The 13,211-nt window shown below is 68.3% G+C and carries 13 protein-coding genes; 7 read left to right on the top strand and 6 right to left on the bottom strand.

The genetic code is table 11. The features are described 5' to 3' along the window. Window positions 1-83: 83 nt before the first annotated feature. From hutU to hutI, 4 genes are read right to left on the bottom strand one after another with little or no spacing between them, the layout of a single operon-like run. Window positions 84-1,751 carry a urocanate hydratase gene (hutU, locus tag AB4Y99_RS03780; RefSeq protein ID WP_441522428.1) on the bottom strand — a complete coding sequence of 556 codons (1,668 nt, stop codon included), beginning with the start codon at window positions 1,749-1,751 and terminating at the stop codon, window positions 84-86. Then, complete coding sequence (gene hutG, locus AB4Y99_RS03775; RefSeq protein ID WP_441522427.1) at window positions 1,748-2,557, bottom strand: N-formylglutamate deformylase; 810 nt, start codon at window positions 2,555-2,557, stop codon at window positions 1,748-1,750. The genes hutU and hutG overlap by 4 nt, the downstream gene beginning before the upstream one ends. Beyond that, a complete protein-coding gene (hutH, locus tag AB4Y99_RS03770; protein WP_441522426.1) occupies window positions 2,554-4,086 on the bottom strand; it encodes a histidine ammonia-lyase in 1,533 nt (510 codons plus the stop codon). The genes hutG and hutH overlap by 4 nt, the downstream gene beginning before the upstream one ends. Further along, window positions 4,083-5,249, bottom strand: a complete 1,167-nt coding sequence (hutI, locus tag AB4Y99_RS03765; protein ID WP_441522447.1) for an imidazolonepropionase — start codon at window positions 5,247-5,249, stop codon at window positions 4,083-4,085. The genes hutH and hutI overlap by 4 nt, the downstream gene beginning before the upstream one ends. A 169-nt stretch (window positions 5,250-5,418) precedes the next feature. On the opposite strand from hutI, the gene AB4Y99_RS03760 reads away from it, so the two are divergent. After that, window positions 5,419-6,786 (top strand): formimidoylglutamate deiminase, encoded by a 1,368-nt coding sequence (locus AB4Y99_RS03760; RefSeq protein ID WP_441522425.1) that lies wholly within the window; start codon window positions 5,419-5,421, stop codon window positions 6,784-6,786. A gap of 8 nt (window positions 6,787-6,794) precedes the next feature. Next, window positions 6,795-7,544, top strand: a complete 750-nt coding sequence (locus tag AB4Y99_RS03755) for a UTRA domain-containing protein (protein ID WP_441522424.1) — start codon at window positions 6,795-6,797, stop codon at window positions 7,542-7,544. Window positions 7,545-7,656: 112 nt separating this feature from the next. Here AB4Y99_RS03755 and AB4Y99_RS03750 read toward each other — a convergent pair whose 3' ends face one another. Next, window positions 7,657-7,923, bottom strand: coding sequence for a glycine zipper domain-containing protein (locus AB4Y99_RS03750; protein WP_038360784.1), 267 nt, complete (start codon window positions 7,921-7,923; stop codon window positions 7,657-7,659). Window positions 7,924-8,478: 555 nt separating this feature from the next. Between AB4Y99_RS03750 and AB4Y99_RS03745 the strand changes: the two genes are divergently transcribed. The 3 genes from AB4Y99_RS03745 to AB4Y99_RS03735 all read left to right on the top strand — a co-directional run bounded on the left by AB4Y99_RS03745 (window position 8,479) and on the right by AB4Y99_RS03735 (window position 11,091). After that, window positions 8,479-9,366 carry a transglutaminase-like domain-containing protein gene (locus AB4Y99_RS03745; protein ID WP_441522423.1) on the top strand — a complete coding sequence of 296 codons (888 nt, stop codon included), beginning with the start codon at window positions 8,479-8,481 and terminating at the stop codon, window positions 9,364-9,366. A 61-nt stretch (window positions 9,367-9,427) separates the two neighbouring features. Continuing rightward, window positions 9,428-10,357, top strand: coding sequence for a diacylglycerol/lipid kinase family protein (locus AB4Y99_RS03740; protein WP_162737907.1), 930 nt, complete (start codon window positions 9,428-9,430; stop codon window positions 10,355-10,357). A 50-nt stretch (window positions 10,358-10,407) separates the two neighbouring features. Next, complete coding sequence (locus tag AB4Y99_RS03735; protein ID WP_441522422.1) at window positions 10,408-11,091, top strand: phosphatase PAP2 family protein; 684 nt, start codon at window positions 10,408-10,410, stop codon at window positions 11,089-11,091. A gap of 32 nt (window positions 11,092-11,123) precedes the next feature. Here AB4Y99_RS03735 and AB4Y99_RS03730 read toward each other — a convergent pair whose 3' ends face one another. Continuing rightward, complete coding sequence (locus AB4Y99_RS03730) at window positions 11,124-11,612, bottom strand: pyridoxamine 5'-phosphate oxidase family protein (protein ID WP_441522421.1); 489 nt, start codon at window positions 11,610-11,612, stop codon at window positions 11,124-11,126. A 149-nt stretch (window positions 11,613-11,761) separates the two neighbouring features. Between AB4Y99_RS03730 and AB4Y99_RS03725 the strand changes: the two genes are divergently transcribed. Together AB4Y99_RS03725 and AB4Y99_RS03720 are read left to right on the top strand one after the other, a co-directional pair. Continuing rightward, window positions 11,762-11,914: a hypothetical protein gene (locus tag AB4Y99_RS03725; RefSeq protein ID WP_166652960.1), complete on the top strand. Its 153-nt coding sequence runs from the start codon at window positions 11,762-11,764 to the stop codon at window positions 11,912-11,914. A gap of 125 nt (window positions 11,915-12,039) precedes the next feature. Next, window positions 12,040-13,211: aldehyde dehydrogenase family protein (locus AB4Y99_RS03720; RefSeq protein WP_441522420.1), on the top strand; the 1,172-nt coding region annotated here is incomplete at its 3' end.

Genomic DNA, 13,211 nt, shown 5'->3' with positions numbered 1-13,211 from the left:
AGCGAAGCGACGAAGCAATCCAGGGGGACGTAGAGCGCTGCCGCCCTTGGATTGCTTCGCTGCGCTCGCAATGACGGGTGGGCTCAGCCCAGAATGCCCGGCAGATTGAGCCCCTTCTCGCGGGCGCAGTCCAGCGCGGTGTCGTAGCCGGCATCGGCATGGCGCATTACGCCGGTCGCCGGGTCGTTCCAGAGCACGCGCGAGAGGCGGGCGGCTGCGTCGTCCGTGCCGTCGGCGCAGATCACGACGCCCGCATGCTGCGAGAAGCCTATGCCGACGCCGCCRCCATGGTGMAGCGAGACCCAGGTCGCGCCGSMGGCMGTGTTGAGCAGSGCGTTSAGCAGYGGCCARTCGGARACSGCGTCCGAGCCGTCCTTCATCGCCTCGGTCTCGCGGTTCGGCGAGGCGACCGAGCCGGAATCGAGATGGTCGCGGCCGATCACGACCGGCGCCTTGAGCTCGCCGTTCCGAACCATCTCGTTGAAGGCGAGGCCGAGCCGGTGGCGGTCGCCGAGGCCGACCCAGCAGATGCGCGCCGGCACGCCCTGGAAGGCGATGCGCTCGCGCGCCATGTCGAGCCAGTTGTGCAGATGCGTGTTGCCGGGCGTCAGCTCCTTCACCTTGGCGTCGGTCTTGTAGATATCTTCCGGATCGCCCGAGAGGGCGGCCCAGCGGAACGGGCCGATGCCACGGCAGAACAGCGGGCGGATATAGGCCGGCACGAAGCCCGGGAAGGCGAAGGCGTTCTCCAGCCCCTCATCCTTGGCGACCTGGCGGATATTGTTGCCGTAGTCGAAGACGGGCAAGCCCATCTCCTGGAAGGCGATCATCGCCTCGACATGCTCGCGCATCGAGGCGCGCGCCGCTTTCTCGACGGATTTCGGATTGGCTTCGCGCGCCTGCTTCCACTGGCCCATGGTCCAGCCCTTCGGCAGGTAGCCATTGACCGGGTCGTGGGCCGAGGTCTGGTCGGTGATCATGTCCGGGCGGATGCCGCGGCGGACCATCTCGGGCAGGATCTCGGCGCAGTTGCCGAGCAGGCCGACCGACTTCGCCTCGCCGTTCCTGGTCCAGCGGGTGATCATCTCCAGCGCCTCGTCGAGCGTCTCGGCCTTCTCGTCGAGATAGCGGGTGCGCAGGCGGAAATCGATCGAGTCCGGGTTGCACTCGACGGCAAGGCAGGAGGCGCCGGCCATCACCGCGGCGAGCGGCTGCGCGCCGCCCATGCCGCCGAGGCCGCCGGTCAGCACCCATTTGCCCTTGAGGTTGCCGCCATAGTGCTGACGCCCGGCCTCGACGAAGGTCTCGTAGGTGCCCTGCACGATGCCTTGCGTGCCGATATAGATCCAGGAGCCGGCCGTCATCTGGCCGTACATCGCGAGCCCCTTCTTATCGAGCTCGTTGAAATGGTCCCAGTTCGCCCAATGCGGCACGAGGTTGGAATTGGCGATCAGGACGCGCGGCGCATCCTTGTGCGTGCGGAACACGCCGACCGGCTTGCCGGACTGGACGAGCAGGGTCTCGTCGGCTTCGAGCTGGCGCAGCGCGGCGACGATGCGGTCGAAATCCTCCCAGGAGCGGGCGGCCCGGCCGATGCCGCCATAGACGACCAGCTCATGCGGGTTTTCGGCGACGTCCGGGTCGAGATTGTTCATCAGCATGCGCAAAGGCGCCTCGGTCAGCCAGCTCTTGGCAGTGAGCTCGGTGCCGGTCGCGGCGCGGATGGTGCGGGTGTTGTCGAGGCGGGTCATGAGCGGCTCCGTTCGAGGGCAGCGGCCGCGCCGAGGGCGGCTTCGATGATGGCGGACAAGGCAATCTGCAGGCTCGCGGCCTTCGTCGCGTCGAAGGCCCAGGGCGCGGCTTCCTCGGTGAGATAGGCCGAGAGCGCGATCTCCATCTGCAGCGCATGGACGCCCGCGAAGGGGCGCCCGTAATGGCGGGTGATCCAGCCGCCCTTGAAGCGGCCGTTGAGGATTTGCGTGAAGGGCTGGCCGGCCATGGCGGCGACGGCGGCCCGCTCGACCCCAGGTGCGCAGCTTTCGCCGGAATTCGTGCCGAGATTCAGCGTCGGCAGCGTGCCTTCGAACAGGCGCGGGATCTCCGATTTGATCGAGTGGCAGTCCCAGAGCACGCAATAGCCGTGCTCGGCCTTCACCCGCGCGATCTCGGCAGCCAGCGCCTGATGATAGGGCTGGAAATAGGCCACCTTGCGCCGCTCGATCTCGGTGGCGTCCGGCGCATTCTGCCAGATCGGCGCGCCGTCGAAGGTCGTGCTCGGCACGAGTTCGGTCGTCGCCTGACCCGGATAGAGCGAGACGCCGGCCGGGTCGCGGTTGAGGTCGATGACGAAGCGCGAAAGCTGCGCCTCGACGATGGTGGGCTGGAAGGGCGCGGCGAAGCCGTAGAGCCGGCGCATATGCCAGTCGGTATCCTCGACCAGCTTGCCGCGCTCGTTGAGCTGCGCCGCGACTTCCGGGGGCAGGGCCGTACCGGGATGCGGCATCGAGAGGATGAGCGGGGAGGAACCCCGCGTGACGGTGACGATGTCGGTGGTCACGCCTCGAACTCCGCAAAGCTGTCGAGGCCGGCAGCCTTGYCGATGGCGCCGGAGAGCACGAGCTCGGTCGCTGCCGCGAGATCGGGGGCGAGGTAACGGTCCTCGGTCAACGGCGCGATCTTGTCGCGGAGCAGGGCGAGCACCGGCTCCAGCCGCGCGCTGGTCTTGAGCGGGCGATGATGCTCGATCGCTTCCGCCGCCGCCATCAACTCGACGCCGATGATGCTGGCGGCGTTGCGGGCCATGTCGAGCAGGCGGAAGGCGCCATGCGTCGCCATCGAGACATGGTCTTCCTGGTTGGCGGAGGTGGGGATGGTGTCGACCGAAGCGGGATAGGCCTTCTGCTTGTTCTCGGAGGCGAGCGCCGCGGCGGTGACCTGCGCGATCATGAAACCGGAGTTCAGCCCGGCGTCGCGGGCGAGGAAGGGCGGCAGCCCGCTCATGACGGGGTCGACCAGCAGCGCCATGCGCCGCTCGGAGAGGTTGCCGATCTCGCAGACGCCCATGGCCAGCATGTCGGCGGCGAAGGCGACGGGCTCGGCGTGGAAATTGCCGCCCGAGACGATCTCGCCCGGCCCAAGCACCAGCGGGTTGTCGGTGACGGCATTGGCCTCGATGCCGAGCGTCGCCGCGACGCTGCCGAGCAGGCCGTGCACCGCGCCCATCACCTGCGGCTGGCAGCGCAGCGAATACGGGTCCTGCACCTTGCTGTCGCCATGGCGATGGCTCTCGCGGATCGCGCTGCCGGCGATCAGCTCGAGCAGGATTCTGGCGACGCGGATCTGGCCGGGCTGCCCGCGCAGGGTCTGGATGCGCGGGTCGAAGGGCGTGTCGGAGCCCTTCAGCGCATCGACCGAGAGCGCGCCGGCGACGAGCGCGGCGTCGAAGACGCGGGCGATGGCCGCAAGGCCGGTCATGGCGAGCGTGGTCGAGACCTGCGTGCCGTTGATCAGCGCGAGGCCCTCCTTGGCGCCGAGCGCGAGCGGGGCCTGGTCGATGCGCTTCAGCGCCTCGGCCGCCGGCAGGGTCTCGCCCTTCAGGCGGATCTCGCCGAAGCCCATCAGGGCCGCGGTCATATGGGCGAGCGGGGCGAGGTCGCCTGAGGCGCCGACCGAACCCTTGGCCGGGATGATGGGCATGGCGTCGGCCTTGAGCGCGCCGGTCAGCGCCGCGATCACCACCGGCCGCACGCCGGAGGCGCCGCGCGCCAGGCTTGCCGCCTTCATCGCCAGCAGCAACCGCACCACGCCGTCGGGCAGGGCAGGGCCGGTGCCGACCGCATGGGAGAGGATCAGGTTGCTCTGCAGCTTGGCGAGGTCGGCATCGGCGATGCGCACGCTGGCGAGCTTGCCGAAGCCGGTGTTGACGCCATAGGTCACCGTGCCGGCGGCGACGATCTCCTCGACGATCTTCTGCCCCGACGCGATGGAGCTGGCGCTGTCGCCGGCGAGGCCGGCCGTGGCGCCGTCGAGGACGGCGCGCCAGTCGGTGAGGCGGGCTGCGCCCGGGTTCAGCGAAACCGTGGTCATTGTCCGTTCCAGATGCGGGTGTGAAGCGGGTTGAAGCCGATGCGATAGGCGAGCTCGGCCGGGCGTTCGATGTCCCAGATCGCGAGGTCGCAGCGTTTGCCGGTTTCGAGCGTGCCGATTTCGTCCTGAAGCCCGAGCGCGGTCGCGGCATTTCGGGTGAGGCCGGCCAGCGCCTCCTCCGGCGTCATCCGGAAGAGCGTGCAGGCCATGTTGAGCACGAGCAAAGGCGAGGTCAGCGGCGAAGAGCCGGGATTGGCATCGGTCGCCAGCGCGATCGCGGCGCCATGCTTGCGCATCAGTTCGATCGGCGGCTTCTGCGTCTCGCGCAGGAAATAGAAGGCGCCGGGCAGCACGACGGCGACCGTGCCGGCCTTGGCCATGGCGATGACGCCGTCCTCGTCGAGATATTCGAGATGGTCGGCGGAGAGCGCCCCCATCTCGGCGGCAAGCTTCGCGCCATGCAGGTTCGAGAGTTGCTCGGCGTGGATCTTGATCGCCAGGCCCTTGGCCTTGGCGGCTTCGAAAACCGCTTTCGTCTCAGCCGGCGAGAAGGCGATGCCCTCGCAGAAGACGTCGACAGCGTCTGCCAGCCCCTCGGCGGCAACGGCGTCGAGCAGCGGCCCGGCGACGAGCGCGGTGTAATCGCCCGAGCGGCCCTTATATTCCGGCGGCACGGCATGCGCCCCGAGGAAGGTGGTGCGCACGGTAACCGGCCGCTCGCGGCCGATCCGGCGCGCGACGCGCAGTTGCTTCAGCTCCGCCTGATGCTCCAGCCCGTAGCCGGACTTGATCTCGACGGTGGTGACGCCCTCCGCCATCAGCGCGGCGAGGCGCCGGTCGGCCGAGGCGAAGAGCGTATCCTCGCTCGCTTCGCGCGTCGCCTTGACGGTGGAGAGGATGCCGCCGCCGGCCCGCGCGATCTCCTCATAGGTCGCGCCTTGCAGGCGAAGCTCGAATTCGTGCGCCCGGTCGCCGCCATAGACGAGATGGGTGTGGCAATCGATCAGGCCCGGCGTGATCCAGCGACCCGCGCAATCGATGGAAACGGCGGCATCGAAAACCGGTGCCTCGCTCCGCGGCCCGACGAAGACGATGCGGCCGTCACGCGTGGCGATCACGCCATCCTCGATGGCGCCGTAGGGTGTGCCGACCTTGAGCGACATCGTCGCCAGCCGCACATTCGTCCAGAGCTTGTCGCAAGCCAGCGTTTCGCCCGGCGCCTTCGCCACGTCGCGTCCTCCCGCTATCCTTTGGCTGCGAGTATGCTATCTAATTGCATATGCAAATGGCAAGTGTGTAATTGCATATGCAAATGATCGATGGAGCGAAGCGGTGACCGAGACCCTGCATCTGGCCGAGGCTCTTTTGCCTGAAGGCTTTGCCAGCCATGTGAAATTGACACTGGAGCAGGGCGTGATCACGGCTGTCGAGGCCGGGGCGGCGGCGGAGCCGGGCGACCGGAATTTCCGCGGCATCGCGCTGCCKGGCATGCCGAACCTSCACAGCCAYSYSTTCCAGCGCGGCATGGCSGGYCTSTCYGAGCGGCGCGGCGCSMCGGMGGATTCSTTCTGGACCTGGCGCGAGGTGATGTATCGYTTCCTCGACCGGCTCGACCCTGACGACGTGCAGGCCATCGCCGCACAGGCTTTCGTCGAAATGCTGGAGGGCGGTTTCACCGCGCTCGCGGAGTTTCACTATCTCCATCACGACAAGGACGGCCGCGCCTACGCGAATATCGCGACGATGGGGCAGGCGATCGCATCGGCCGCGCAGGAAACCGGTCTCGGCCTCACGCTTCTCCCGGTGCTCTACCGCTTCGGCAATTTCGGGCAGGCGCCTTCGGTCCATGGCCAGCGCCGCTTCGTCAACGAGCGCGACGCCTATCAGCGCCTGCTGGAAGGCAGCGCTGCCGCGATCCGTGATTTGCCGGACGCGCGGCTCGGCGTCGCCCCGCATTCATTGCGCGCGGTCGCGCTCGACGATCTCGGCTGGGTCTCGTCGCTGCGCCCGAACGATCCCGTCCATATCCATGTCGCCGAGCAGGTGCCCGAGGTCGAGGCCAGCCTGAAGATCACCGGCAGGCGCCCGGTCGAATTGCTGATGGACACGGTCCCGCTCGACCAGCGCTGGTGCCTGATCCATGCGACGCATCTGAGCGACGCCGAGCGTGACGGCATTGCCCTGAGCGGCGCGGTGGCCGGCCTGTGCCCGATCACCGAATCCAGCCTCGGCGACGGCATCTTCGACGGCATCCGCTATGCGCAAGCCGGCGGCGCCTATGGCGTCGGCAGCGATTCCAACATCCAGATCGATGCCGGGGCCGAATTGCGCCAGCTCGAATATTCGCAGCGCCTGCGCGATCGCCGCCGTGCGCTGTTCGCGGAGGAGGAGGCTTCGACGGGCCTTGCGCTCTGGCAGGCGGCCTGCGCCGGAGGGGCTCAGGCCTGCGGCCGGGCCATCGGGCGGATCGCGCCCGGACACCGCGCCGATTTCATCACGCTCGACACCGATCATCCGGCGCTTGTCGGCCGGGCAGGCGCGGAGGCGGWCGACAGCGCGATCTTCGCGGCCAACGCACTGCCTTTGCGCGATGTCGTCGTCGGTGGCAGGAGTGTCGTCGCCGAGGGGCGGCACACCGCCCGCGATTCGGTGCGCGTGCGCTTTGCCGGCGTGATGCGGCGCCTGCTCGCAGCCGCATAGGGGACAGGATGACGGAGACCCGGCTCGATGCGGTGAAGCTGGACGGCACCGGGCCGGTCTACGATCAGATCCGGCGCGCGATCCGCGATCTGGTGGTCAGTGGCGAATGGCCGCCGGGCACCGGCGTGCCGCCGGAGCACGCCCTGATGGAACAGCTCGGCGCCTCGCGGATGACGGTGCACCGCGCGCTCGTGCAGCTCGCCCGCGAGGGTTTGATCATCCGCCGGCGCCGCTCGGGCACCGTCGTCGCGAGCCCGCCCGCCAGCCACGCCATGCTCGACATCCTCTCGATCCCGGAGGAGGTGGAGCAGCTTGGACAGGCCTATGCCCATGACGTCCTTTCGCGCAGCGATGGCCGGCCCGCCCCCGAAGTCGCCGAGCGTTTCGGCTTGAAGCGCTCGGACAAGGTCACCCATCTCGTGGTGCTGCATCGCGCCGGCGGCAAGCCGCATGTGCTGGAGGAGCGCGTCATCCACGCGGCTTCCGTGGCGGGGCTGGCGGAGGAGGATTTCGCGCAGACGCCGCCGGGCGACTGGCTGCTCAAGCACAGCCTCTGGTCGCAGGCCCAGCATGCGATCAGCGCCGTCGGCRCGCAGGGCGACGAGGCCGTCCTGCTCGAGATCGCGATCGGAGAGCCCTGCCTGCTCGTCGAGCGCCGGACCTGGAACCAGGACCGGCCGGTGACAGCGGTACGCCTGCTCTATCCCGGGCCGAGGCACCGCTTCGTCGGGCGTTTCGGCCCCTATGGCCAGGTTTAGGACGCGTTGAATTCGCTGCGGCTTTGTCGGTGCCATCGGTCATAAAAAAGGCCCGCCATGACCGGCGGGCCTTGTCTCATGAGACGGGTATCCGTCCCGGGATGGACCGAAATCAGCAGTCGTAGACCACGCGCCGGCCCCACTCGTCACGGCCATAGCAGCGTTGCGGAGTCGCGGCGCCGCCGATGATGGCGCCGCTCGCGCCGCCGATCGCCGCGCCCGCCAGAGCACCGCCCGCACGACCTGTCGCCGCGCCGCCGATGATGGCGCCGGCCCCGGCGCCGATCAGCGCGCCCGTGCCGGCATTCTGCTCACGGGGCGTGCAGGCGCCCGCTCCAATGGCCGCACCCATTGCGACGATCAGTATCAGCTTTTTCATTCGAGTCCCTCCTCTCGAGTCCCATTGTCGAGTTCGCTTGTCGCTCGCAGCCCCAACGGCCCGGCATCGAAAATGTTCCGGCGCTGGTGGCATCGACCGGGAGACGGCACGAGAAAGGCGCGCAAAATAAGACCGTTTCAGGAACGCCCCCGTGCCCGCGAGCCGGCCGCCCAAGGCGATCGCGGAGAGCCCGGAATCGGCGGAACCTTCATCCCGGAGACGAGTTGACCCAACGAGCTTGAGAGCCGTGCCCCGCTTCAATGCAGGCGGTGCGGCCCAACCGGATGGAGCGAACAATGACCATGACCCATGTTTCGGATGATGTAGAGGCAGCCCAGGCGCAGGTCGCGGCGGTTGCTATCCCCCCAGCCGAACCGCCGTGGCGGCGGGATGCGGGCCGAAAGGCCCGCATCTTCCTTTTTTTGGGGACCGTATTTTTCCGGCGGGGCCCGGAACCAGGCACCCCCGCTCCGCGTCTGATCAGAGAGGGTTCAGTCAGCAGAGCCGCAGCGGTGCATGGCCCGCAACAGGCCGCCCTTCAATCGGGAGAGCGATATGCAGATCCGTTACGGGTATCGGATAGAACTTGTCTGCGAGCACGACATGCCACTGATGACGCTGCTCGATGTCCACCCTTCCCGCCGCCATGACCTGATGCGACCCGATGAGATGCGGGCGACGGCCTTGCGCGATCCGTCCGTCGAGATCGCTGTCAGCCAGCATCGGGACGCCTTCGGAAACATCTGCCGGCGGCTGGTTGCGCCGGCCGGTGGCATCCGGCTCGAATCGGAGGGCGTCATCCATGATTCCGGCGAGCCCGACCGTCAGAGCCCCTCGGTGCAGGAGACGCCGCCGGCGCGGCTGCCGGACGAGGCGCTCGTCTACCTGCTGGGCAGCCGCTACTGCGAGACCGACAGGCTCTGCGATCAGGCCTGGCGCCTGTTCGGCCAGGTTCCTCCAGGCTGGGCTCGTGTGCAGGCGATCACCGATTTCGTCCACAACCACCTGACCTTCGGCTACGATTTCGCGCGCAGCACCCGTACCGCTGCCGAGGCTTTCGAGGAGCGGGTCGGGGTTTGCCGCGACTTCGCCCATCTGGCGGTCGCCCTGTGCCGCTGCATGAACATCCCGGCGCGCTACTGCAACGGCTATCTCGGCGATATCGGCGTGCCGGCGAATCCGGCGCCGATGGATTTCAATGCCTGGTTCGAGGTCTTCCTCGGCGGTCGCTGGCACACCTTCGACGCCCGTCACAATGAGCCGCGCATCGGCCGCCTCGTGATCGCGCGCGGCCGGGACGCGACGGATGTGGCGATGATCAGCTCCTTCGGCACGCATACGGTGCAGCGCTTCGAGGTCGTCACCGAGGAAATCGAAGAACTGCCCATGCCGCTCGCGCCGGCGATGCCGCCGCAGTTCGATGCCCGCCCTGCCGCGGCCTGAGGCATCGCTCCCGTCCGAGGCGCCTTGCGAACGGCTCCGGGCGCCCCATCTCGACCGGGCGATGCGTCATACGGTGATTGTCAACGCCCGCGCGGGCACCGTCCTCGAAGTCGGAGCCCACGCTTTTTCCGAGCGGCTGACAGCCGCCTTCGCGGCGCATGGCTCGACCGCCGAGGTCAAGCTCGTCGCGCCGCGCGAATTGGACGACGCCCTGGCGCTCGCGGTCCAAACCAGCGACGCCGTCCCGGTCATCGCCGGGGGCGACGGCACGATCAACCGCGTCCTGCCGGTCCTGATCCAGGCGGCCTGCCCCGTCGGCATCCTGCCGATGGGGACGGTCAATGTGCTGGGGCGCGATCTCGGATTGCTGGGCCCGCTGGAGCAGCAGGTCGCGGCGCTGTGCGAGGGCGAGCCGGTCGAGATGGATGTCGGGCGGGTCAATGACAGGCTGTTTCATTCGATCTCCGGCCTGGGCTTCTTCAGCCTGATGGCGCGCGAGCGCGAATATGCGCGCCGGCGCTTTCCCTTCAGCCGCGTCGCTGCCTTCGGCGTCGCGGCGACGCGCTCGATCCTGTTCACCCGGCCGATCTCGGTCGATATCCGCATCGGCAGCGAGCATCTCGTCGTCGATGCGGATGCGGTACTGGTCACCGTCAACCGCTTCGACGGCGCGGAATGGCGCCGCGAGCGGCTCGACGCTGGCATCTTCGAGGTCCATGTGCTGAATGCTGGCGGTCTCTATTCCCGCAGCAAGGCGGCGCTCTCGGTCGTCTCCGGTCGTTGGCGCTCCTCACGGAACCTCACCTCCTTCACCGGGGACGAGGTGGTGCTGCGGCGGCGCGACAAGCGCCGTGGCCACGTCACCTTCGATGGCGAGGTCGAGCGCCGGTCCGGCTCCCTGACATACCGCTTGCTGCCGCGGGCCTTTCGCGTCATTGCCGCTCGCTCCTCGAGAGCCTTGTCGAGCGAGGCGGGCAACCGGCTCGCGTGAAGGCAATGCGACGAGGCAACGGTCCTGAATTTATGAGAATCGACGCCCCGATGTCCCGCCCCGTACCCGGCCAGATTCCTTCTCCGCTACGTCCGCGGCTGGTCGTTCCCGTCCTCGCCGGCCTAGTCTTCGTCGCGCTGGCCGGCTTCATCGCGTCTGGCCACAGCTTCGCCTTCGACCGGAGCCTGATCCTGCTGTTCCGCGAGCCGGGCAATCCAGCCCAGCCGCTCGGCCCGGCCTGGTTCCAGGAGGCGGTGCGGGACATGACGGCGTTCGGCAGCTTCGTCGGGCTCTTCTTCATCACGACGGCTGCGGCGCTGGCGCTGTGGCTCTGCGGTTATCGCCGCCTCGCGGCCGGGCTGGTCCTGAGCGTGTTGACGGCACTCCTGGTCAGCAACGGCCTGAAGATCGCGATCGGCCGGGAGAGGCCCGACATCGTCGCCCACACCGCGCTGACCTTCACGGCGAGCTTCCCCAGCGGCCACGCCTTCCTCTCGGCCGCGACGATGCTGAGCATCGCCGGTTGTGTCGGCATCGCCTCGCGGCGCGATGACATCGCCCTGCTGTGCCTTGTCCTCGCCTGGGTGATGATCCTGCTGATCGGCCTCAGCCGCATCTATCTCGGCGTCCACTGGCCGACCGACGTGCTCGGCGGCTGGTCTCTCGGCGTCGTCTGGTCGAGCGTCGCCACGGCCTGGGTCGGCCGCTGGGCGGCGGCCTCCGATCCGGGCTGACTATCGCCGGCGGGATCGTCCGGCAGCTCCGTTCAGCGCATGTCGATGGTGGCGTTGACGCCGAGATCGGGCGTCCGGCCCAGGATCTTGGCGGTGGCGAGCTTGAAGGCCACCAGCACGCTGCTGGACGGCCCCTCCCAGATTTCGGCCGAGATCGGCGTCAGCGCCAGCAGCGTGGCGTCCGGATCGTCCGGGCCGTTCGGGAACCAGGCGCTCGCCATCGGCGTCCAGATCTGCCGCAGCAGATCGCGGCTCGGCAGCTCGGAGGCCGTGCAGGCGATGGCCGCATAGAAGTTGCGATCCTCATGGCTGATCGCGATCGAGACCGAAGGCGAGCGCAGCGCCTCGCCGATGATCCCGGTATGACGATGCGTGATGAACAGCAGGCGGTGATGCTCCCGGTCGAGATGGCCCGACATCGGCCGCGTCCTCAGCCCGTCCTCCGCGATCAGCGACACCATATAGACCGGGTGCGCGTCGAGCGCCGCCCAGATCCGCTCCTGCAATTCCGTGTCCGGCATCGCTCGCTCCTGCACCACGCGACTATCTCATGCTGCGCGGCCGATGGAAACGCCTGGAGGAGGGCGACGTTCCATCGCGAGGGAACCTTTGCGCCGCAATATGGGTTTGCCCTGCGCCGCGGCCTCCGCCGCCCGTTTCAGGAAAACATATGCCCGCATCGCGCAATCTGCTCGCCATTCTCGTCGTCGTTCTCGTCGCTGCCCTCGCGGTGACCGGCTATTCGCTCTACCAGGAAAAGAAGCGGCCCGAAGGGGTCGAGATCAATCTCGGAAAGAACGGTCTCTCGATCGAGAAGAAGTAGGCAGGCGCGCCGTTTTCGATCGCCTTGCGGCAGGCGGGTGGCAGGCAGTCGCGGGGGCATTGGCCTTCCGGGGGCAAAGGCGCTAACACCGCCCGCGAGGATTCATTGCCCCGGGAGAGATGCAGATGAACGCGCCCTTCAAGAACCTGATCGCCGGCGAATGGGCTGGCGGCGTCAACGCCTCGCGCAACATCAACCCCTCGAACACCAACGACGTCGTCGGCGAGTACGCTCAAGGCTCGGTCGAGGATCTGAACAACGCCGTCGCCGCCGCCAAGGCTGCTTTCCCGGCCTGGAGCCGCACCACGCCGCAGGAGCGCTACGACATCCTGAAGAAGGCCTCCGACGAGATCCTCGCCCGCAAGGACGAGCTCGGCCGGCTGCTCTCGCGGGAGGAGGGCAAGACGCTGGCCGAGGGCATCGGCGAGGCGGGCCGTGCCGGCCAGGTCTTCGCCTTCTTCGCCGGTGAATGCCTGCGCCTCTCCGGCGAGATGGTCCCGTCGGTGCGCCCCGGCGTCGGCGTCGAGATCACCCGCGACCCGCTCGGCATCGTCGGCATGATCACGCCCTGGAACTTCCCGATCGCGATCCCGGCCTGGAAGATCGCGCCGGCGCTCGCCTGGGGCAATTGCGTCGTCATCAAGCCGGCCGATCTGGTGCCGGGCTCGGCCTGGGCGCTGGTCGACATCATCCAGCGCGCCGGCCTGCCCAAGGGCGTGCTCAACCTCGTCATGGGCCGCGGCTCGGTCGTCGGCCAGGCGCTGCTCGAGCACAAGGACGTCACCGCCATCTCCTTCACCGGCTCGGTCGCGACCGGGCGCAAGGTCGCGGCCGCCTGCATCGCGGGCAACCCGATGAAGAAGGTCCAGCTCGAGATGGGCGGCAAGAACCCGCTCGTCGTGCTCGACGACGCCGACCTGAAGGTCGCCGTCGAGGTCGCCGTGAACGGCGCCTTCTTCTCCACCGGCCAGCGCTGCACCGCGTCCTCGCGCCTGATCGTCCAGGCCGGCATCCATGACAGGTTCGTCGAGGCCTGCATCGAGCGGCTGAAGGGGCTCAGTGTCGACGAYGCSCTGAAGGCCGGCACCCATATCGGCCCGGTSGTCGAYCAGAGCCAGCTCGACCAGRACCTGAAATACATCCAGATCGCCCAGGACGAGGGCGGCAAGCTCGCCTTCGGCGGCGAGCTCCTGAAGCGCGACACCCCCGGCTTCTACCTCCAGCCGGCGCTGTTCACCGAGACCACCAACGCCATGCGCATCTCGCGCGAGGAGGTCTTCGGCCCGGTCGCCAACAT

It is taken from the genome of Allobosea sp. TAB14 (assembly GCF_052113865.1).
GTDB lineage: Bacteria > Pseudomonadota > Alphaproteobacteria > Rhizobiales > Beijerinckiaceae > Allobosea > Allobosea spartocytisi.
Note: the sequence above shows the minus strand (reverse complement) of the source record. Positions and strands in the feature narration are given on the sequence as shown.